This window comes from Mycobacterium kyogaense, assembly GCF_036946525.1.
GTDB classification, from domain to species: Bacteria; Actinomycetota; Actinomycetes; order Mycobacteriales; family Mycobacteriaceae; genus Mycobacterium; species Mycobacterium kyogaense_A.
This window is the reverse complement of record NZ_JAQIIY010000030.1, coordinates 73,445-94,695: the sequence shown is the minus strand read 5'-3', so window position 1 is coordinate 94,695 and position 21,251 is coordinate 73,445. Positions and strand designations below refer to the sequence as shown.

Annotated in this window: 20 protein-coding genes and 1 pseudogene; 15 read left to right on the top strand and 6 right to left on the bottom strand. The window is 67.7% G+C overall.

The window, feature by feature from the left end; genetic code table 11:
* From PGN37_RS23180 to PGN37_RS23155, 6 genes are all read left to right on the top strand, one after another.
* Positions 1-774 (top strand): amidase family protein (locus tag PGN37_RS23180; protein ID WP_335333337.1); only part of this gene is annotated, 774 nt, incomplete at its 5' end.
* A 123-nt stretch (positions 775-897) separates the two neighbouring features.
* Positions 898-2,073 carry an ABC transporter permease gene (locus PGN37_RS23175; protein ID WP_335333336.1) on the top strand — a complete coding sequence of 392 codons (1,176 nt, stop codon included), beginning with the start codon at positions 898-900 and terminating at the stop codon, positions 2,071-2,073.
* The gene (locus tag PGN37_RS23170; RefSeq protein ID WP_335333335.1) at positions 2,070-2,636 is read left to right on the top strand and encodes an FtsX-like permease family protein; all 567 of its coding nucleotides are present in this window, start codon (positions 2,070-2,072) and stop codon (positions 2,634-2,636) included. Before PGN37_RS23175 ends, PGN37_RS23170 begins: the two co-directional genes overlap by 4 nt.
* Before the next feature lies 1 nt (position 2,637).
* Entirely contained in the window at positions 2,638-3,321 is a 684-nt protein-coding gene (locus PGN37_RS23165) for an ABC transporter ATP-binding protein (protein WP_335333334.1), read from the top strand.
* A 15-nt stretch (positions 3,322-3,336) separates the two neighbouring features.
* Entirely contained in the window at positions 3,337-4,848 is a 1,512-nt protein-coding gene (locus PGN37_RS23160; protein WP_335333333.1) for an APC family permease, read from the top strand.
* Positions 4,848-6,860 carry a primary-amine oxidase gene (locus PGN37_RS23155; protein ID WP_335333332.1) on the top strand — a complete coding sequence of 671 codons (2,013 nt, stop codon included), beginning with the start codon at positions 4,848-4,850 and terminating at the stop codon, positions 6,858-6,860. Before PGN37_RS23160 ends, PGN37_RS23155 begins: the two co-directional genes overlap by 1 nt.
* Positions 6,861-7,004: 144 nt before the next feature.
* On the opposite strand, the gene PGN37_RS23150 is transcribed toward PGN37_RS23155, so the two are convergent.
* Positions 7,005-7,430, bottom strand: coding sequence for a MarR family winged helix-turn-helix transcriptional regulator (locus PGN37_RS23150; protein ID WP_335333331.1), 426 nt, complete (start codon positions 7,428-7,430; stop codon positions 7,005-7,007).
* Between the two features lie 37 nt (positions 7,431-7,467).
* Here PGN37_RS23150 and PGN37_RS23145 point away from each other — a divergent pair, with 37 nt between their 5' ends.
* The 5 genes from PGN37_RS23145 to rlmN all read left to right on the top strand — a co-directional run bounded on the left by PGN37_RS23145 (position 7,468) and on the right by rlmN (position 11,624).
* The gene (locus PGN37_RS23145) at positions 7,468-8,154 is read left to right on the top strand and encodes a class I SAM-dependent methyltransferase (RefSeq protein ID WP_335333330.1); all 687 of its coding nucleotides are present in this window, start codon (positions 7,468-7,470) and stop codon (positions 8,152-8,154) included.
* Between the two features lie 107 nt (positions 8,155-8,261).
* Entirely contained in the window at positions 8,262-9,014 is a 753-nt protein-coding gene (gene pyrH, locus PGN37_RS23140; protein ID WP_335333329.1) for a UMP kinase, read from the top strand.
* Between the two features lie 43 nt (positions 9,015-9,057).
* On the top strand, positions 9,058-9,615 hold the full coding sequence (gene frr / locus PGN37_RS23135) for a ribosome recycling factor (RefSeq protein WP_335333328.1): 558 nt from the start codon (positions 9,058-9,060) through the stop codon (positions 9,613-9,615).
* Between the two features lies 1 nt (position 9,616).
* Entirely contained in the window at positions 9,617-10,498 is an 882-nt protein-coding gene (locus tag PGN37_RS23130; RefSeq protein ID WP_335333327.1) for a phosphatidate cytidylyltransferase, read from the top strand.
* Positions 10,499-10,514: 16 nt separating this feature from the next.
* Complete coding sequence (rlmN, locus tag PGN37_RS23125) at positions 10,515-11,624, top strand: 23S rRNA (adenine(2503)-C(2))-methyltransferase RlmN (protein WP_335333326.1); 1,110 nt, start codon at positions 10,515-10,517, stop codon at positions 11,622-11,624.
* A gap of 72 nt (positions 11,625-11,696) precedes the next feature.
* On the opposite strand, the gene PGN37_RS23120 is transcribed toward rlmN, so the two are convergent.
* Together PGN37_RS23120 and PGN37_RS23115 are read right to left on the bottom strand one after the other, a co-directional pair.
* On the bottom strand, positions 11,697-12,710 hold the full coding sequence (locus PGN37_RS23120) for an NADP-dependent oxidoreductase (RefSeq protein ID WP_335333325.1): 1,014 nt from the start codon (positions 12,708-12,710) through the stop codon (positions 11,697-11,699).
* A gap of 46 nt (positions 12,711-12,756) precedes the next feature.
* Positions 12,757-13,554 (bottom strand): acyl-CoA thioesterase, encoded by a 798-nt coding sequence (locus tag PGN37_RS23115; protein WP_335333324.1) that lies wholly within the window; start codon positions 13,552-13,554, stop codon positions 12,757-12,759.
* A gap of 108 nt (positions 13,555-13,662) precedes the next feature.
* Here PGN37_RS23115 and PGN37_RS23110 point away from each other — a divergent pair, with 108 nt between their 5' ends.
* On the top strand, positions 13,663-15,087 hold the full coding sequence (locus tag PGN37_RS23110) for a WS/DGAT/MGAT family O-acyltransferase (protein WP_335333323.1): 1,425 nt from the start codon (positions 13,663-13,665) through the stop codon (positions 15,085-15,087).
* Positions 15,088-15,090: 3 nt separating this feature from the next.
* Here PGN37_RS23110 and PGN37_RS23105 read toward each other — a convergent pair whose 3' ends face one another.
* Complete coding sequence (locus tag PGN37_RS23105; RefSeq protein WP_335333322.1) at positions 15,091-15,345, bottom strand: DUF2631 domain-containing protein; 255 nt, start codon at positions 15,343-15,345, stop codon at positions 15,091-15,093.
* A 62-nt stretch (positions 15,346-15,407) separates the two neighbouring features.
* Here PGN37_RS23105 and PGN37_RS23100 point away from each other — a divergent pair, with 62 nt between their 5' ends.
* Complete coding sequence (locus PGN37_RS23100; RefSeq protein WP_335333321.1) at positions 15,408-16,256, top strand: mycofactocin-coupled SDR family oxidoreductase; 849 nt, start codon at positions 15,408-15,410, stop codon at positions 16,254-16,256.
* Positions 16,257-16,265: 9 nt separating this feature from the next.
* Here PGN37_RS23100 and PGN37_RS23095 read toward each other — a convergent pair.
* Positions 16,266-17,610, bottom strand: a pseudogene (locus tag PGN37_RS23095) (cryptochrome/photolyase family protein).
* Positions 17,611-17,747: 137 nt separating this feature from the next.
* Positions 17,748-18,431 (bottom strand): fasciclin domain-containing protein, encoded by a 684-nt coding sequence (locus PGN37_RS23090; protein ID WP_335333320.1) that lies wholly within the window; start codon positions 18,429-18,431, stop codon positions 17,748-17,750.
* Positions 18,432-18,757: 326 nt separating this feature from the next.
* On the opposite strand from PGN37_RS23090, the gene dxr reads away from it, so the two are divergent.
* On the top strand, positions 18,758-19,948 hold the full coding sequence (dxr, locus tag PGN37_RS23085) for a 1-deoxy-D-xylulose-5-phosphate reductoisomerase (RefSeq protein WP_442932999.1): 1,191 nt from the start codon (positions 18,758-18,760) through the stop codon (positions 19,946-19,948).
* A gap of 29 nt (positions 19,949-19,977) precedes the next feature.
* The gene (locus PGN37_RS23080) at positions 19,978-21,249 is read left to right on the top strand and encodes a M50 family metallopeptidase (RefSeq protein WP_335333318.1); all 1,272 of its coding nucleotides are present in this window, start codon (positions 19,978-19,980) and stop codon (positions 21,247-21,249) included.
* Positions 21,250-21,251: the final 2 nt, after the last annotated feature.

Genomic DNA, 21,251 nt, shown 5'->3' with positions numbered 1-21,251 from the left:
CTGCAGATCGTGCACAACGGCGTCCTCACCCGGTCGGTCCGCGACACCGCAGCCTTCTACCGGGAGATGGAACGCATCGTCGCCAATCCCAAGCTGCCCGCTGTCGGCGACGTTCGCGGCCCCAGCGCCCAGCGCCTGCACATCGCGGTGTGCACGCAGTCGATCGCGAGGGACTCCGCGCCGGAGATCGCCGAACTCACCCTGCAGACCGCGGCGCTGCTCGAACGGCTCGGCCACCGGGTCACCGTCGTGGACAACCCGATACCGCGACGATTCATCGACGACTTCCTTCTGTACTGGTCGTTCCTCGCATTCGCGTTGGTACGCGGGGGTCGGCGCACCTTCGGTGAGACGTTCGACCGCACCCGGCTGGACAGCCTCACGCTGGGGTTGGAGCACCACGCGGCGCGCAATCTGGCACGCCTGCCCGCCGCGCTGGTCAGGCTGGCCCGCACCCGGCGAATCACCTCGCGCCTGCAGGAGACCTACGACCTGCTGTTGACGCCGACCCTGGCCGATGTCACCCCGCGCATCGGACACCTGGACCCGACGGCCGACTACCAGCAGGTGATCGAGCGGCTCATCGACTGGGTGGCGTTCACGCCGCTGCAGAACGTGACGGGGGAGCCGGCGATCTCGTTGCCGTTGGCGCGCTCGGTATCGGGACTGCCGGTGGGCATGATGTTCTCCGCGCCGCTCGGCCGGGATGCGCGGCTGCTGGAGCTCGCCTACGAACTCGAGCAGGCGCGACCGTGGCCGACGATCTCGAACTGACAGGTCGGCAACGAAATCCGTTGCGTCCCCGACACGCTGCTGTAACTGCGCCCCTGGCGTATTAACACCGACGTCACCGCAGGTGGCTCTGAGTGTTACGTGCGGCTCCCACCATCACTTCTCGTGGAGACGAGTCAAGTCGGCGATTCGTCGGCGGTGATGCGCTCCGAGCAGCTTCCCGTCGGCTCGCAGAACACAGTGATGTGCCTGATCCGGTTCGCGCTGGCCAACATCCGGCGCAGGCCCGAGCGCTTCGTCCTGTCGGTGCTCGGGATCGCGCTGGCGATCGCCTGCGTCACCGTGGTGCGCACCGTCTCTGCGAGTTTCGCTATGACAGGCCAGGATTCGGTCACCGACGTGCTGTCCGGCGGCGCTCTGTGGGTCGTGCCCGCAGCCGGCGTGCACTACGACCCCGACGTCGAAGCGCTCGTCGCCAACGGGCCGGCGCCCGACATCGACATCCCGGGTGGATGGACGGCCACCCGCACCCTGTCCGGGGTGGCCGACGTTGCCGGTCATCCTGTCTCTCTGCGCGGACGTGATGACGTCGCGGCCGGGGAAGCGCAGGTCGCCACCGGTGCCGCCGGGCGCCTCGGCGTGGCCGACGGCGACCGTGTCTCGATCGGCGGGCAGAGTCTGCAGGTCCGCATCGGAGGCGCCGGTGAGTCGGTCATCGTGCCCACTTCTGTAGCGGAATCCGTTGTCGGACAGAGTGGTTGGTGGGTGGTATCGGCGCCGGCCGGTTCGGAGAAGCGACGCGATCTGGCACAGGCCTTCTCGGCCGAGGTGGGGTTGCCTGCCACCGCCGACCCGTCCGTGCAACCGGACCCGCAGGGCGCCGGGCTCGTCTACGACACCGTCGGTGGCTCCGGTCCGCTGACCTTCGAGCAGAAGTTCTCGGCGTTGTTCTCCGGCAAGGTGACAGGGTCGACGCTGGGGCTGATCTCCACGATCGGCCTGGCCCTGGGCTTCGTCATCGCGGTGTCGTCGTTCTTGGCGTCGGTAGCCGAGCGGCGTCGCGAATTCGGCATCATGTCCAGCATCGGCCTGGCCGACGAAGTGCTCTACTTCTTCCTCGTCGAGTCCGCGATGGTGTTCGTCGCCGCCTACGTGGTGGGTATCGCTGCGGCGGGAATCGCTGTGGCACTGGTGATCCCGGGCATCGCCACGGTGACGGCCTGGCTGCAGGGCATCGCGATGACGGCGATGTTCCTTCCGGCGATGGCCATCGTCGGCGCCCTGGTGCCTGTGCACCGCTTGCTCCAGCACCGCCCCGTCGAATTGCTGAGCGCGCGATGATCACCAAGGGTCTGACCTACGGATGGCTCGCCGCCCGTCGGCGTGCACGGGAGATGGTGCTCCCCGCCGTCACGACCGCGACCGGGGCGTTCCTCGTCGTCCTCGTGTTCGGGATGAGCGACGGAATCCGTCGCCAGTCAGCGGTTCTGGGGCACGCCGACGAAATCGGGCACGCCGTGACGCTGATCGCGGTCACCGTATTACTCGTCGGCGTCGCAGAAGTGGCGGTGGCGACCACGAGGACCGTCACCCAACGCACCCGCGAACTCGGCGTGCTCGGCGCCAACGGCGTTCCGCGCCCACCCGTCGTCGCCGCGCTTCTCGTCGAACCCGCGATCGCCGCGGTGGCCGGTGCCCTCGCCGGTGCGCTGCTGGCGGGGTTGACCGGCGTGGGTCTGGCCATCGCCGGTGTGGTCGGCACCGGCGTGTCGATGTCGGGACTGGCGGTCGGTGCCGCGGTGGCGATCGGCGTCAGCATCGTGGCCGCCCTGGCCACCAGCATCGTGCCCACCTGGAAGGCGGCCTCGCGCCCCCCGATTCGCTCGCTCACCGAAGGAAGCTGACATGACCGCACCCGCTCCCGTGATCGAGATCTCGGACGTCTGGAAACTGCACAAGCTCGGCGACGAAGTCGTCAAGGCGTTGATGGCCGCCGATCTCACCGTCATGCCGGGCGAGTTCGTGTGTCTGATGGGTCCCAGTGGAAGCGGAAAGTCCACGCTGCTCAACATCATCGGCGGGCTCGACAGGCCGACCAAGGGGACGGTGACCGTCGCGGGCAAGGACACCGCAACGCTGACGGAAAGCCAGTTCGCCGCGCTCCGGCACGACAAAGTCGGGTTCATCTTCCAGAGCTACAACCTGATTCCCTTCCTGTCGGCGGTGGAGAACGTCGAGCTGCCACTGATGTTCGAACCCTACGATCGCGACGCGCTACGGCAGCGAGCCATCGACCTGCTCGAGCTGGTCGGCCTCGGGCACCGGATTCATCACCAACCGACCAAGATGTCGGGCGGCGAACAGCAGCGCACCGCGATCGCCCGGTCGCTGATCAGCAACCCGGCCCTCGTGCTCGCCGACGAACCGACCGCGAACCTGGATCACCGCACCGGAGAGACCGTCGTGCGGATGCTCCGCGAACTCTGCTCGACGATGGGCGTGACCGTCGTCGCCAGCACCCATGACCCCACGGTGGCCGACGAAGCGAGCCGTGTCGTCCGAATGAGAGACGGACAGATCGTCAACTGAGTTGGGAGACAACCTATGACGCAAACCGAACCCGCGCCCCCCGCCGGGCGCGATGCATTGATGACCACTGAGCTGGTCCCCGAACAGATCCTGCCCAAGGTCATGACCACGTTCGGCCTGACCGCGGCCTACGTGTTCATCATCTGCTGGGTCACCGGATCGTCGGTGATGGCAGCAGGTGGGTGGACCGCGATACCGATGTGGGTGCTGGGCATCCTGACCTTCCTCATCCCGGCCGGCATGGCGGTGGTGGAACTGGGCAACCTGTGGCCCGGACAGGGTGGTGTGTACATCTGGGCCACCCGGACGATGGGCGAAACCTGGGGATTCATCGGCGGATACCTGTCGTGGGTGCCGGTGATCCTCAACGCCGCGTCCTCGCCGGCGGTGGTGCTGCAGTTCCTGCTGCTCGCCTTCCACACCGAACTCGGCTTGACCACCAGCATCATCTTGCAGTTGGTGATCCTGTGGACGGTCATCGGGCTGGCGCTGGCGAAACTCGCTGCCAACCAGAAGATCATGAACATCGTTTTCGTCGTGTACGGCATCCTGACGGTCACGATCTTCGTCTGCGGCCTTCTCTTCGCCGTCAAGAACGGTTCAGGCACCCCGTTCAGCTGGGCCGAGGCCACCATCCCCAACTTCGCAGTCGCCGGATTCCTCTACGGCACAGTGCTTCTGTACCTGCTCGGGGTCGAGACGCCCTACAACATGGGTGCGGAGTTCCTCTCGGTGCGAAAGAGCGGCCCGAAGATGATCCTGTGGGGCTCGACAGCCCTGGTGGCCATCTACCTGCTCACCACGCTCGGCACCATGATGGCGCTGCCCAGCGACGAGATCGACCCGGTGACCGGGGTGATCGGCATGCTCGATGTGGCCGGCTTCCCCGGCCTGATGGAGGTCTGCGCTGTCGTGCTGGCGTTCATCATCATCGTCGCACTGATGACCTACCAGGTGGCCTACTCGCGGCTGATCTTCGTCTCCGGGCTGGAGCGGCACCTGCCGCGCTTGTTCACCCACCTCAATCCCCGCACCCGTAACCCGGTGACCGCCATCCTGATCCAGGGCGTCATCTCCTCGCTGATCCTGGTCGGGCTGTACTCGCAGAGCAGCATGGCCAACGTGACGATCTATCTGCAGGGCGGGTTGTCCACCGTGTGGTTGCTGTCGGGCTTCTTCTTCCTGTTCCCGGTCATCATCGCGCGCCGCAAGTACGCCGATCGCTATGCCAATGAACAGTTCTGGCGGATTCCGGGTGGCATGACCGGTGTATGGATCACCGTGGTCGTGGGCACCATCGGCACCATCGGCGGCGTCTACTACTCATTCGTCACGCCGTGGATCGACGTGCCGTCGTCGACCTGGATGACGTGGGTGGGTGGCATCAGCCTGGGTATGTTCGCCCTCGGTCTGACCGTCTACGTCTTCGGACGACGGTCGGCACACAAGGTCTCGAAGGAGGATTCGTTGGCGCACCTGGCCGTCTTCGACCTCACCGACAAGGAGAAGACAGAAGGGACCGTCTGATGACGATGGAAGACACCCGCGCCCCGGCGACGGATGCTGCCGGGGTTGACCGATACCCGCTGGATCCGCTCACCGGTGCCGAGATCGAGGCTGCCGCCGACATCGTGCGGTCGAGCCAATACGGCACGCCGACACTGAAGTTCGTGATGATCTATCTGGCGGAGCCGGCGAAGACCGCGACGCTGACCTTCGCGGGCGCCGACGTGGCGCGGTGCGCGTTCGTCACGATGTACGACGCGGCGGCCAAGATGGTGTACGAGGCGGTGGTCGATCTCGGCTCACGCCTCATCGAGTCGTGGACCCCCGTGCCCGGCCGGTTCCCCTCCTATCTCGTCGAGCACATGACCGGGGTGGAGGAGAAGGTCCGCGAGGACCCGCGATGGCAGGAGGCGATGCGTAAGCGCGGTGTCACCGACTTCAGCCTGGCGATGATCGATCCGTGGCCGGCCGGTTATTACGGCGGCGCAGACCATTACGACAACTCGGCGCTGATCTGCCGGCCGTTGACGTTCATGCGTGCTGCTCCGTCGGAGCACGGGTACGCCCGCCCGGTCGAGGGGCTGATCGTCACCTTCGACCTCGACGCCATGGCGGTGCTCGATGTCGAAGACCACGGCGTGGTGCCATTGCCGCCGACGGCGGGCAACTACTCCGAGCAGTTCATGTTCGACGAGAACAACCGGCCGGCGTTCACGCAGTTTCGTGACGATGTGAAGCCGATCGAGATCACCCAGCCGGAGGGGCCGAGCTTCACGGTCGACGGCTGGAACGTCACCTGGCAGAAGTGGTCGCTGCGCATCGGGTTCAACCCGCGTGAGGGTGTCACGCTGCACGAGGTCACCTACACCGACCGGGGCGCCACCCGGCCGATCCTCTACCGCGGATCGTTGTCGGAAATGGTTGTGCCCTATGGCGACACCTCGCCGACGCACTGGAACAAGAACGTCTTCGACATGGGTGAAGTGGGGATGGGGTTCTCCGCCAACCCGCTCACGCTCGGATGCGACTGCCTGGGCGAGATCTTCTACTTCGACGGGACGGTCAACGACTCGGCAGGCAATGCGGTCACGATCCCGAACGCGATCTGCATGCACGAGGAGGACTACGGGATCTCCTGGAAACACACCGACTTCCGCACCGAGGAGGTCGAGGTCAGGCGTTCCCGCCGGTTGGTGATCTCGATGATCTGCACCGTGGGCAACTACGAGTACGGATTCTTCTGGTACCTGTACAACGACGCCTCGATCGAGGTCGAGGTGAAGCTGTCCGGCGTGCTGACCACCGGAGCTGTTCCGGAGGGGGAGACGCCGCGCTGGGGCAAGATGGTGGCGCCCGGCATCTACGGTCCGAATCATCAGCACTTCTTCAACTTCCGGCTCGACATGAGCGTCGACGGGCCGAACAACAGTGTCTACGAGGTGGATTCGATTCCCGAGCCGGATCCGGAGCTCAACCCGCACCACAACGCGTGGATCGTGCAGGACACGTTGGTGGAGTCGGAGGCGGACGGGGCACGCGACTGGAACTGGTCGACCGGCCGGTACTGGAAGGTGACCAACCCGGAGAAGGTCAACGAACTCGGCAGCCCGGTGGCCTACAAGCTGGTGCCCAAGGACATCGTGCCGGTGATGGTGCAGGAAGGCTCCTACATCTACGACCGGGCGCGGTTCGTGCAGCACAACCTGTGGGTGACACGCTACGACCCGAAGGAGATGTTCGCCGCGGGTGACTACATGTACCAGTCGGCGGACGCGCAGGGCCTGCCGGAGTTTATCGCCGACGACGCGCCGCTGGAGAACGCCGACGTGGTGCTCTGGTACACCCTGGGCGCGCATCACGTGGTCCGGCCGGAGGACTGGCCGGTGATGCCGTGTGCGTATGCGGGCTTCCACCTCAAGCCGATCGGGTTCTTCGACGGCAATCCGGCACTGGATCTGCCGCCGTCACCGCCCAAGGCGTGCCACATGAACCACAGCGGGTTGCCGGTGGCCGAGCGCGCGATGGAGTCCTGACCTCCGGCGAGCGTGCGTGTCTGCACCAGACACACCGCACGAAACGAGAGTCTGCGCACGCTCACGAGCGTGCGCAGACTCTCGTTTCAGCACGGCGTTTTGCCCGCAGACACGCACGCTCGCGGGCGAAGTCTAGGCGCGCGCTCAGGTCAGTGCGGAGAGGATGCGTCGCAACTCGCGCTGGTCACGCTCCGACAGCGAGCCCAGCACTCGCTGCTCGGCGTCCCTGATCCCGTCGTCGGTGCGCGCCAGTAGTGCCCGCCCCTCGCGAGTCAGCTCCGCGGGCAGCGACCGCCCCGTCGCGACCGCCGCCGGCCGCGACACGAGGCCGCGCTCCTGCAGGCTGCGCACCACGATGTTCATCGCCTGCGGGGAGACCATGACGTCCCGGGCCAGCTCGGCATTGGACTGCCCGGGCCGCCGCGACAGCAGCCGCATGCAGATGTACTGCGGGAAGCTCAGATTCAGGGGCTCGAGCACTGCACCGGTCACATCGGCCCGCAACGCCGAGGCCAACCGGTGCAGCAGGTAGCCCAGCGGGATGCTGTCGCGCTCGCCCATGTCAACCATCTTGACGCATATCAACCTAGTTGATACCAAGGATGGCATGACGAATTCCAGTGATGCCATGTTCGACGCCGCCTACCGCGGCGAAGCCGACGAGATGGCGGGCGCCAGGCCGCCGTGGAGCATCGGCGAACCCCAACCGGAGATCCGCGCGTTGATCGACGCCGGCATCTGCCACGGCGACGTGCTCGACGCCGGATGCGGCGAAGCAGCGACGTCGATGTACCTCGCCGAACGGGGCGTCACCGTGGTCGGCCTGGACCAGTCGCCGACGGCCATCGAGCTGGCGCGCGCCGAGGCGGACCGCCGCGGCCTCACCAACGCCACCTTCGAGGTCGCCGACATCAGCGCGTTCACCGGCTATGACGGCCGATTCGGCACGATCATCGACTCGACGCTGTTCCACTCCATGCCCGTGGAGCTTCGCGATGGCTACCAGCAGTCGATCGTGCGCGCCGCCGCGCCCGGGGCGACGTACGTCGTGCTCGTCTTCGACCGCGCCGCGATGCCCGAGGGCGGCCCGGTCAACGCGGTCACCCAGCCGGAGTTGCGCGAGGTCGTGGCCCGGTACTGGACGATCGACGACGTCCGCCCCGCCCGCATCCACGCCAACGTGCCGGAGGCCTTCGCAGCGCACTTCACGGGATTCGCGGGTGCTGACATCCGCGACGAGGCGCCCGGCCGCAAGTCGGTGGGCGCCTGGCTGCTGACCGCGCACGCCGGCTGACACACCGGGGCGCCCCTGAACGAAGCGTGCGGCCTGCGATGAGGCAGGATGGGGGAGCCGTCTGCGGCACTCTCGGGGGCGGCCAAGCGCAAGCGAGAAGGAGTCGGATGGCGGACAGTACAGCCAACGGGGGCCCGACATCATTGATCAGGCCCGCCTACACCCGCGTACTGCTCAAACTGGGCGGTGAGATGTTCGGCGGCGGACAGGTCGGTCTCGACCCCGACGTCGTCGCCCTCGTCGCTCGCCAGATCGCCGAAGTGGTGCGCAGCGGCGTCCAGGTGGCGGTCGTGATCGGCGGCGGGAACTTCTTCCGCGGTGCCCAGCTGCAGCAGCGTGGCATGGAGCGGACCCGCTCCGATTACATGGGGATGCTCGGCACCGTGATGAACAGCCTTGCGCTGCAGGATTTCCTGGAGAAGGAAGGCATTGCCACCCGGGTGCAGACCGCCATCACCATGGGTCAGGTCGCCGAGCCCTACATCCCGCTGCGCGCGCAGCGCCACCTGGAGAAGGGCCGCGTGGTGATCTTCGGGGCCGGCATGGGGCTGCCGTATTTCTCCACCGACACCACCGCCGCGCAGCGCGCGCTCGAGATCAGGGCAGAGGTGGTGTTGATGGCCAAGGCCGTCGACGGGGTGTTCACCGCCGACCCGCGCACCGATCCCGACGCCAAGCTTCTGACGACGATCACGCACCGCGAGGTCATCGATCGCGGGCTCAAAGTGGCCGATGCGACCGCGTTCAGCCTCTGTATGGACAACGGCATGCCGATCATGGTGTTCAACCTGCTCACCGACGGCAATATCGCCCGTGCCGTCGCAGGTGAGAAGATCGGCACACTGGTCACCACCTCGTGACCGGTGATGTGATCGGCGTGCGAAGCGACGGGAGAAGGTTCACGTGATCGACGAGACGCTCTTCGATGCCGAGGAGAAGATGGAGAAGGCCGTGTCGGTGGCCCGGGACGACTTGGCTGGGATCCGCACCGGACGAGCCAACCCCGGCATGTTCAGCCGCATCAGCATCGACTACTACGGCGCCACCACCCCGATCACCCAGCTGTCGAGCATCAACGTCCCCGAACCCCGGCTCGTCGTGATCAAGCCCTACGAGGCCAACCAGCTGCGCACCATCGAGGACGCGATCCGCAACTCCGACCTGGGCGTCAACCCGTCCAACGACGGCAACGTCATCCGCGTCTCGATTCCTCAGCTCACCGAGGAACGCCGCCGCGACCTCGTCAAGCAGGCCAAGTCCAAGGGCGAGGACGCCAAGGTTTCGGTGCGCAACATCCGGCGCAAGGCGATGGAAGAACTGAGCCGCATCAAGAAGGACGGGGACGCCGGCGAGGACGAGGTCACCCGCGCGGAGAAGGACCTCGATAAGACCACCGCGCAGTACACGGGCCAGATCGACGAACTGGTCAAACACAAAGAAGGCGAGCTGCTGGAGGTCTGAGGTGACCGATCAGCAACCGATTCCCGTGGCAGACAAGCCGGTCGACGCACCGCCGACGCAGAAGAAGTCCCGTGCCGGGCGCAACCTGCCCGCCGCCATCGCCGTGGGCGTGGTGCTGGGTGGGATGGCGATCGGCATCCTGCTGTTCGCCCCGATCTGGTGGTTGCCGCTGCTTGCCGTGGCCATGGCGATCGCGACCCATGAGGTAATCCGTCGTCTGCGCGAGCACGGGTACGTGTTGCCCGTGATCCCGCTGCTCGTCGGCGGTCAGGCGATGATCTGGCTGACGTGGCCGTTCGGCGTGGCGGGTCTGCTCGGCGGCTACGGCGGCACGATCGTGGTCGCGATGGTGTGGCGGTTGCTCAAGCAGGGCTTGAACAGCCAGCCGGTGAACTACCTGCGCGACATCGCCGCCACGGTGCTCCTGGCCACCTGGGTACCGATGTTCGCGGCGTTCACCGCGCTGCTGATCTTCGCCGAGGACGGCGGGGTGCGGGTCTTCACGGTCATCGCGACAGTGGTGTTCGCCGACATCGGCGGGTACGTCGCGGGTGTCCTGTTCGGCAAGCATCTGATGGCGCCCGCGATCAGCCCGAAGAAGTCGTGGGAGGGTCTGGGCGGATCACTGGTCTTCGGTGTCGCGGCTGCGGTGGTTTCCGTCACGTTCCTGCTCGGCAAGCCCGCGTGGGTCGGCATTCCGCTGGGCCTGATGCTGGTGATCACCGGAGTGCTCGGTGACCTGGTGGAATCGCAGGTCAAGCGCGATCTCGGGATCAAGGACATGGGCACGCTGCTGCCCGGCCACGGCGGCCTGATGGACCGCATCGACGCGATGCTGCCCTCGGCGGTGGCCGGATGGATCGTCCTGACCCTGCTGGCCTGAGATACTGGGCTCACTCATGTCTGGTTCTGCCGGGGCCCCGCTGCCCCTCGTCTTCGAAGCTCCGCGCCGCGCGATGCCGCCGCGGCACTTCGCCGATCTCGACGAGGACGGACGAGCTGCCGCGGCCACCGAGCTGGGCCTGCCGGCGTTTCGCGGCAAACAGCTGGCCAATCAGTACTACGGCCGGTTGATCGCGGACCCGTCGAAGATGACCGACCTGCCCGCCGCCGTGCGCGAACAGGTGGGCCAGGCGCTCTTCCCGACGCTGTTCTCCGCCGCCCGGGAGATCGAATGCGATGCGGGGGAGACCCGCAAGGTGCTGTGGCGGGCGGTGGATCAGACGACGTTCGAGTCGGTGCTGATGCGCTATCCCGACCGCAACACGGTGTGCATCTCGTCGCAGGCCGGCTGCGGGATGGCGTGCCCGTTCTGCGCCACCGGCCAGGGCGGCCTCAAGCGCAACCTGTCGACGGCCGAAATTCTCGAGCAGGTGCGTTCCGCAGCCGCTGAACTGCGGGATCGGGACGGCTCGCGGTTGTCCAACATCGTGTTCATGGGCATGGGCGAGCCGCTGGCCAACTACAACCGCGTCATCGCCGCGGTCCGGCGGATCACCGCCCCGCCGCCGCAGGGGTTCGGCATCTCCGCGCGCTCGGTGACGGTGTCGACCGTCGGGCTCGCCCCGGCGATCCGCAAGCTCGCCGACGAGAAACTCAACGTCACGCTCGCGCTGTCTCTGCACGCCCCTGACGACGAGCTGCGCGACACGCTGGTGCCGGTGAACAACCGGTGGAAGGTCAGCGAGGCTCTCGACGCGGCGCGTTATTACGCCGACACGACCGGGCGCCGGGTGTCGATCGAGTACGCGCTGATCCGCGACGTCAACGATCAGCCGTGGCGCGCGGACCTGCTCGGGAAGAAGCTGCACGGGGCGCTGGGCCCGCTGGTGCACGTGAACCTGATCCCGCTGAACCCGACGCCGGGCAGCAAGTGGGACGCGAGCCCCAAACCCGCGGAGCGGGAGTTCGTGCGCCGCGTCCGTGAGCGTGGGGTCTCCTGCACGGTGCGCGATACGCGAGGCCGCGAGATCGCGGCGGCCTGCGGTCAGCTGGCGGCGCAGGGCTGACCCGCGCGAGCGTGCGCACACTCGTTGCTGCGTGCGGCGTTTCGGCTGCAGACACGCACGCTCGCCGAGGGGTCAGCTGAGGCGGACCAGGGTCTTGCCGATGTTGGCGCCGGTGAACAGCCCGTTGAGCGCGTCGACGCACGACTCGATGCCCTCGTAGATGTGCTCGCGGTGCACCAGCAGGCCCTCGGCGTCCCAGCGGCGCAATGCGGCGAACGCCTCGTCGAAGCGGCCCCACTCGTCGAGCGCGTTGAAGCCCTGCATCAGCGCGGTCTTGGCCAAGAGGTTGACGTAGTTCGCCGGCCCCGGATGCTCACCGGTCAGATAGCTGGAGATGACGCCGCACAGGACCACGCGCGCCTTGTGTGCCAGCCTGCCGAGCACCGCGTCGAGGATGGGCCCGCCGACGTTGTCGAAGTACACGTCGACGCCGCGCGGGCAGTGCGTGCGCAACGCCGAGGGCAGATCGTCGGTGCGGTAGTCGATGCAGGCGTCGAACCCGAAGTCCTCGACCACGGCACGGCACTTCTCGGGTCCGCCGGCGATGCCCACCACCCGGGCCCCGGCGATGCGGGCGATCTGACCTGCCACCGACCCGGTCGCCCCGCCTGCCGCTGACACCACGACGGTCTCGCCGGGGGCGGGCCTACCGATGCCCGTCATCCCGAAGTACGCGGTCGCGCCGGTCGGCCCGTAGAGAGACATCACCGCGCGCTGGTCGACCTGATCGCCCGGACCCGGCACTGGCGTCGTGAAGAGGTCGTCGCGCACGATCGTGTACTCCGAGAAGCCGGTCAGCGTGGTCACGACATCGCCGACGGAGTATGCGGGACAACGGGATTCGACGACCACGCCGATGCCCGCCGCGCGGATCACCTCGCCGAGGGCGACCGGCGGCAGGTAACTCGGCTGGTCGTCGAGCCAGGTGCGCGCCGCGGCGTCGATACCGACGTAGGTGGTGCGCACGAGTGCTTCGCCGTCGGCGGGTGCGGGTGCGGTGGTCTCGACGAGTTCGGTGTCCTCGGCGGCCACCAGGCCTCGTGGTCGGCGGCGCAGCACAATCTGGCGGTTCGTCAGCGTCGGCACGACGGTAGAACCTACCGAAGGAGGCGGGGCGCCGGAGTCGGTTACGTCAGGGACGCCACAGCGCTTCCTGTGTGGTCGACGCGACCAGTACCCCGTTGCGGTCGTACAGCGAGCCCATCACCAGCCCGCGGGAGTCGCTGTGGTTGCGCTGGATCACGTCGTAGCGGTGCCACTCGTGCGGGTCGAACGGGCGATGGAACCACATCGAATGGTCGAGGCTCGCGGCGTAGCCGGTGCCTCGGGCCAGCGTGACACCCGACGGTCGGGCCGCGGGGACGGGACCGATGTCGGAGAGGAAGGTCAGCGTGCACGCGCGCACCAGCGGGTCGTCCTCGATCGGGTTCCGCGAGCGAATCCAGAACGGCGGCAACGCGAACCCCGTGTCGTCGGCGGACTCGGTGCGGATGTCGAACGGGTCGAGGAAGTCGAGGTCCACGATTTTCGGCCGGGCGTCGTCGAAGGCCAGCGACGCCGGCGCGACGGGCTGCTCGTCGGCCCCCGGTTCGGCGATGTGGAACGAGGCGATCATCTCGAGGATCACCGCACCCCCCTGGACGGCGGTCACGCGACGGGTGTCGAACGACCGGCCGTCGCGGGTGCGTTCGACGCGGAAGTCGAGGGGCTCGCGGTAGCGTCCGCCGCGCACGAAGTACACGTGCAGGGACTGGGGCAGTTTCTCGGGCGACACGGTGGCGCCGGCGGCGGCCAGCGCTTGCGCGGCGATCATGCCGCCGAACAGTGTGGGGTTGGGTCCGTCGGGCGGCGCCGTCACGCTGAACACATCGCCGTCGCGGCGCTCGAAGGTCAGCAGCTCGGCGATCCAACTTTTCTCGACACGTGTCATCGACGGTGAACGTTAGCGTGAGGTGCCGAAATCGAGTGGAATGGGTACCAGGTCGGGCGACGGTTCGCGGGTGAGGACGGTCTTCGCGGTTCAGAGACGAGGTGGGCAGTGAAGCGGCTCAACGGCGTGGACGCCATGATGCTGTACAGCGAGACCCCGGAGATCCACATGCACACGCTCAAGATCGGCGTGCTCGATGTGTCCCAGATTCCGGGCTACGATTTCGACCTCTTCCGGCAGCTTGCGCTGCCCCGGCTACACGCGCTGGCGCCGCTGCGGTGCCAGCTCGTCGACATCCCGCTCAAGCTGCACCATCCGATGTGGGTGCAGAACGCCGAGATCGATGTGGACTATCACATCCGGCGGGCCCGTCTCCGCGCACCGGGAGGGCGGCGCGAGCTCGACGAACTGATCGGTGAAATCGCGAGCACCCCGCTGGACCGCACCAGGCCGCTGTGGGAGATGTATGTGGCAGAAGGGTTGCCGGACAACAAGATCGCGGTGATCCACAAGGTGCACCATGTGCTCGCCGACGGAATGGCCTCGGCGAACCAGATGGCGATGGTGCTCGGGGCCGACGAGCCCGACGTGCGCGGCGCGCTCGCCCAGGCGAGACCCGATTCGACGGCCCCGCTCAACCTGCTGCGCGGCGCAGCCCGTGACCACGTGCGCGGCTTGCGAAGGATGCCGGGGCTGCTCCGCGACACCGCGGCGGGCGTCGTGCGTGTCCGGCGCAGCGCCCGCGAGCGCGGACCCCACCCCGATCTGGCGCGCAACTTCGCACCGCCGCCGACGTTCATCAACCACGTCGTCTCCCCGGTGCGGCGCTTCGCCACCGCGCCACTGGCCCTGGCCGACGTCAAGGACACCGCACGTCACCTCGGTGTGACGCTCAACGACATCGTGCTCGCGACCGCGGCGGGGGCGTTGCGCCGGCTGCAGCTTCGCTATGACGGGGCCGCCGAGGCGCCGCTCATCGCGGGCGTGCCGGTCAGCGTGGACACATCGCCCACGCGGGTGATGGGCAACGAATTCACTTACATCACACCGTCTTTGCCGGTGCACGTCGCCGATCCGCTGGAGCGGGTGCGGCTGACGGCCACCGCCACGGCGATCGCGAAGGAGAACCACCGGCTGCTCGGTCCGACCCTGCTGCCGTCGTGGCTGTCGTACCTGCCCCCGGCGACCACGCCGCGTATCTTCCGGCAGCAGGCCCGGCGCCTGGAGTCCTCGCTGGTGATGAACCTGACGATCTCCAACGTGCCGGGTCCCCGCGAGCGCGGCCTCATCCACGGTGCGACAGTCAGCGAGATCTACTCGGTGGGCCCGATCGTCGCGGGCAGTGGCATGAACATCACCGTGTGGAGCTACGTCGACCAGCTGTCGATCTCGGTGCTCACCGACGACCGCACACTCGAGGATCCGCACGAAGCCACCGACGCGCTGCTGGCCGCATTCGCCGAGATCCGTGCCGCAGCCGGACTGCCGGAGACGCTGACGCCGGTGGCCAACGCGTTGCCGCTGGCCGTGTGATCGCTAGCGGGTGTCGCGATTGCGGTGCATGTAGAAGCTGCGCCCGACGTATCCGAACAGCAGAGCCGCGCCGGCGATGAGGAAGTAGTCCTCGACATGACCCTGGTGGTTGCCGTGCATCATCACCAGCAGGAACAGTCCCGCCAGAACGCCGCCGATCTGCTGCAGCCGCGGATTCTCCTTCGACCAGCCCCACTCGGCGGACGGCACGTCCTCGACGTCGACACCTGTGTGTCGTTCCACCTCGGTGCTTGCCACGGCTGCTCCTCCGGTCTTTCGGTATTGGGGCCATTCTGACACAGCCCGTAGGCTGCCCGTCCATGGCAAGCCAGCAGTCCGATCGCCCCTTCGCCGGCACGGTGGTGTTCGTCACCGGTGCCGCTCGCGGGCAGGGCCGCGAACATGCGGTTCGGTTCGCCGAGGCGGGCGCCGACGTCATCGCTGTCGACGTGTGCGAGCAACTCGACAGCGTGGCGTATCCGATGGCCACGCCGGAGGACCTCGCCGAGACCGTGGCGCTGGTCGAGAAGACGGGTCGCCGCATCGTCGCGGAGCGCTGCGACGTGCGGGACCGTGACCGGCTGACCGCCGTCGTCGCACGCGGGGTCGAGGAGCTGGGGCGGCTGGACTTCGTGCTCGCCAACGCCGGCATCATGCCCGCGACGGGACCGCAGGGCCGTGAGATCAGCGCCTACCGCGATGCCGTCGACATCATGCTCAACGGGGTCTACTACACCGTCGACGCCGCACTGCCGGCGCTGCTGGACAACAGCGACGGCGGTGCCGTCGTGATCACCAGTTCGGCGGCGGGACTGAAGTCGGTGAGTACCGACCTCGGCACCATGACCCATGGCGCGGCCGGTTACACCGCGGCCAAACACGGTGTGGTCGGGCTGATGCGGCATTTCGCCGCGTCGCTGGCCGCGCGCAACATCAGGGTCAATTCGGTACACCCTGGCGGTGTCGCGACGCCGATGGTGCTCAACGAGGCGATGGGTGGATTCGTCACGGAGAACCCGGCTTTCGGCGAGTCGCAGATGCCGTTGATGGCGCTGCCGATGATGGAATCGGCGAGCGTGACCGACGCGATCATGTTCCTGTGCGGCCCATCGGGGCGCTACATCACCGGCGTCGCACTGCCCATCGACGCCGGTCTGCAGCTGCGCTAGGGGCACGGCTCAGCTCAAGCTGCTGTAGCGGCGCAGCGCTTCCTCACGCTCCTGGCGATGGTCGACGATCGGCTCGGGATAGTCCTCGGGCCGGTTGCCCTCGAGCTTGTGAACGTTGTCGACGTCGGCCAGTTCGGGCACCCAGCGTCGGATGTAGTCGCCGTCGGGGTCGAACTTCGTGCCCTGCGTGGTCGGGTTGAAGACCCGGAAGTACGGCGCCGCATCGGTCCCGCATCCCGCCGCCCACTGCCAGCCGTGCTGGTTGTTGGCCATGTCCCCGTCGACGAGCTGCTCGAGGAACCACCGGGCGCCCCACTGCCAGGGCAAGTGCAGATCCTTGACCAGGAACGACGCCACGATCATCCGGACCCGGTTGTGCATGAACCCGCTCTCGGCGAGTTGCCGCATGCCGGCGTCGACGATCGGGAAGCCGGTCCGGCCGGCCTTCCACGCCTCGAACGCCGCCTTCGCCTCCCTGCCCTCGTCGACCTCCATCGCGTCGAAGGAGGAGTTGAAGTTCCACCAGGTGCTGCGCGGCCACTCCCGCACCACCGAGGCGTAGAAGTCGCGAAACGCGAGCTCCCGCAGATATGCCGTCGCCCCCTTGCCGCGGCCGAGGTCGGCGGCCATCGTGCGCGGGTGGATCGCGCCGAATTTCAGATGTGCAGACATCCGGCTGGTGGCCGCCAGGTCGGGACGGTTGCGGTCGTCGGCGTAGCCGGACATCCCGTCGGCGACGAAGTCTTTCCACTGGCTGAGCGCGGCGTGCTCCCCGGCGGGGATGTCGATCTCGGCCCCGTTCTTCGGGCCTTTCGGGATCGTCACCGTCTTCGCGCCCGTGACGTCTCCCGGGTCGATCCACGTCGCGCTTTTCGCGCTTGAGTCGGCCGGCTTGCGCCAGCCGTGCTTCTGCCAGGCAGTGAAGAACGGGGGTGAACACCTTGTAGGGGCTGCCGTCGCCTTTGGTGACGCGACCCGGGGACACGAGGTACGGCGACCCGGTGGCGACGAGTTCGATGTCGCCGAGCGCGTCGCGCACCTTCTCGTCGCGGGCCAGGCCGAACGGGGTGAAGTCCTCGGAGACGTGTACCGCGCTCGCATCGACGGCCTTGGCCAACTGGGGGATTCGTGAGTGCGGCGCGCCGCGGGTGACCAGCAACCGACCGTCGAGGCTCTCCTGCACATCCCGCAGGGCGTCGTAGAGGTAGCGCAGTCGGCGCGGGCCCGCGGACTTCTCTAGTCGCGGATCGAGGACATAGCAGGCCAGCACGTCGCCGTCCTCACCCGCGGCGGCGAGAAGGGCGGGGGAGTCGGCGAGCCGCAGGTCGCGGCGGAACCAGAGGACGGCGGGCATGCCTTGATGCTGCCCGCTGCGACGGCGGGGGAAACAGGAACGACGTTGACGGATCAGTGACGAGCCCGTGAGTGCCCGGCTCCGCAGACGACTCGGGCCCCCCGCCGCAACGGCGAGGGGCCCGGGCACAGAAAGGGTCAGGCAGCCGGGGGCATCAGGACGGTGTCGATCATGTAGACCGTGGCGTTGGCGGTCTTGACCCCGCCACAGACCAGTCCGGCGTCGTTGACCTTCAGGTCGTTTCCGGCACCGGTGACGGTCAGGTTCGCGCCCTGGACGGTCTTGTGCTCGCCGGCGACCGCGTCGGGTCCGGCCTGGCCGGGCACCACGTGGTAGGTCAGGATGCTCGTCAGCAGGTTCGAGTCGGTCTTGAGCGTCTCGAGGGTCGCGGGGTCGATCTTGGCGAACGCGTCGTCGGTCGGCGCGAACACGGTGAACTCGCCACCGTTGAGGGTGTCGACGAGGTTGACGTTCGGGTTGAGCTGGCCCGACAGGGCCTGGGTCAGCGTCTTGAGCATCGGGTTGTTCGACGCGGCGACGGTGACCGGATCGGCCGACATGCCGGCCACCGAGCCCGGGCCCGACGGGACCTGCTCGGCGTAGGCCGCGCACCCGGACCCGATGAGGTTGGCGGCCGGATCGGCGGCGGCGCTCGTCGGGGAGCTCGAGCTGCCGGTCGCCGATTCGACGGCCGAGGAGGCGGCGCTGGTCGCCGATGAGGCGGTGCTGGACGCCTGCTCGCTGGAGCAGGCTGCTGCTCCGAAGATGGCCACGGCGGCCAGGCTCGCGGCGGTGACGGTCTTGCGGTGAACGGTGATCATCACTTCATCCCTTCGGTGGGGCGGGCGTCGGTGCCCGTCCTTGGTCGACGGGGGTTATTCACCGCTGTTCGCAATTCGGATCGGTCTGGACGCTTCCTGTCACACTTGCGTCACACACAGCCAGTTCACAGATTGACTGACCCGCGGCGTCGAGGTGGCACACCGTGAGCCTGCCCTCGAGGGTGGCGTACCCCTCGGGTGAACCCTCGGCGACCAGACCTGCGCGACGCGAGAACGCCACTCCAACAAGAACTTTCATATCGTCGCGCGCGACGTCCCGATCTACGCGGTCACGGCGGCCGTCGACGCTGCGGCGGCTTTTTCCGATCCTCCTCGGGGCACGGCACAATGAACCCGTGACGCGACGCGTTCTGATCCTCGGCAGCACCGGATCGATCGGCACCCAGGCCCTCGACGTGATCGCCGCGAACCCCGACGAGTTCGAGGTCGTGGGGCTGGCCGCCGGTGGCGGCAACGTCGATCTGCTCGCCGAGCAGCGGGCACGCACCGGCGTCACCGCCATCGCCGTCGCCGACCCGGCGGCCGCCGAGAAGCTCGGTGACGTCACCTACAGCGGACCGGATGCGGTGACACGTCTCGTGCGTGACACCGAGGCCGACGTCGTGCTCAACGCGCTCGTCGGTGCGCTCGGATTGCAGCCGACGCTGGCCGCGCTGGAATCGGGCGCGCGACTGGCGTTGGCCAACAAGGAGTCTCTCGTGGCGGGCGGTCCGCTGGTGGTCAAGGCGGCAGCACCCGGTCAGATCGTGCCGGTGGACTCCGAGCACTCGGCGCTGGCGCAATGCCTGCGCGGGGGCACCCCCGATGAAGTGGCGGCGCTGGTGCTCACCGCCTCGGGTGGGCCGTTCCGCGGCTGGTCGGCGGAGCAGCTCGAGGCCGTCACCCCCGAACAGGCGGGAGCGCACCCGACCTGGTCCATGGGTCCGATGAACACGCTGAACTCGGCGTCGCTGGTCAACAAGGGGCTCGAGCTGATCGAAACTCATCTGCTCTTCGGCATCGACTACGACCGGATCCAGGTGGTGGTTCATCCGCAGTCGATCGTGCACTCGATGGTCACGTTCACCGACGGCTCGACGCTGGCCCAGGCGAGCCCGCCGGACATGAAGCTGCCGATCGCGCTGGCACTGGGCTGGCCGTCCCGTGTCGCGGGGGCAGCTGCCGCATGTGACTTCACGACCGCGTCGACCTGGGAGTTCGAGCCGCTCGACGACGACGTGTTCCCTGCCGTGCGCCTGGCCCGGGAAGCGGGCAAACGGGGTGGTTGCCTGACCGCGGTGTACAACGCGGCCAACGAAGAGGCCGCGGCGGCGTTCCTCGACGGCAGGATCGGATTCCCGGCGATCGTGCGCACCATCGAGGCCGTGCTGCGCGCTGCCGACCAGTGGGCCGCCGAACCAGCTACCGTGGACGATGTGCTCGACGCCCAGGACTGGGCCCGAGACCGTGCCCGCCGGGCCGTCGAGCACGAACTCGCAGGTATCGGGCGGCAGTAGAAGCAGGCGCAGACAGGGATGTTCAGACGATGATGTTCACGATCGGCATCGTGCTCTTCGCACTGGCCATCCTGCTGTCGGTGGCCCTGCACGAGTGCGGGCACATGTGGGTGGCCCGCGCGACGGGCATGAAGGTGCGCCGCTACTTCGTCGGCTTCGGACCGACGCTGTGGTCCACCCGCCGGCCCAACCGCCTGGGCTCCACCGAATACGGCGTCAAGGCGGTCCCGCTGGGCGGCTTCTGCGACATCGCCGGCATGACCTCGGTCGAGGAACTCGATCCCGAAGACCGTCCGTACGCGATGTACCGGCAGAAGACGTGGAAGCGCGTCGCGGTCCTCGCGGCGGGCCCGGGGATGAACTTCGTCATCGGCCTCGTACTGATCTACGCGATCGCCATCATCTGGGGCCTGCCCAACCTGCACCAGCCCACGAACGCGATGGTCGGGCAGACGTCATGCGTCAAAGACGAAGTGACGAAAGGCACTCTCGGGGAGTGCGTGGCGGCCAGTCCCGCCGCCGCGGCCGGCATCCAGGCCGGGGACGTCATCGTCGCCGTCGGAGGCACCCCGGTGGCCAACTTCGACGAGATGTCCACCGCTGTCCGGAAACTCAACGGCCCCACCGAACTCACCGTGCAGCGCGACGAGAACGGGCAGACCCGCGAGTTCGTCACCACGGTCAACGTCACGCCGAGCCAGCGGTTCGTCGCCAAGGACGGGGCCAAGGACGGGGCCACCGGCGGTACCCAGGACGGTACCGAGCCGACGCCGACGCAGGTCGGCACCATCGGGGTGGCCGCGGCCAGTTTCGGTCCCACCCAGTACAACCCGCTCTCCGCGGTCCCCGCGACCTTCGCCTTCACCGGCGATCTGGCCGTCGAGATCGGCAAGTCGCTGGCCAAGATCCCCACCAAGGTCGGGGCGCTGGTGCAGTCCATCGGCGGCGGCGAACGGGACCCGGAGACCCCGATCAGCGTGGTGGGGGCCAGCATCATCGGCGGTGACACCGTCGAGGCGGGTCTGTGGGTCGCGTTCTGGTTCTTCCTGGCCCAGCTGAACTTCGTGCTCGGCGCGGTCAATCTCGTGCCGCTGCTGCCGTTCGACGGCGGTCACATCGCGATCGCGCTGTACGAGAAGCTGCGCAACATGGCACGCACGGCGCGCGGCAAAGTGGCTGCCGCGCCGGTCAACTACCTCAAGCTGATGCCGGCCACCTACGTGGTGCTGGTGTTGGTGGTCGGCTACATGCTGCTGACCGTGACCGCCGACCTGGTCAATCCGATCAGGTTGTTCCAATAGGA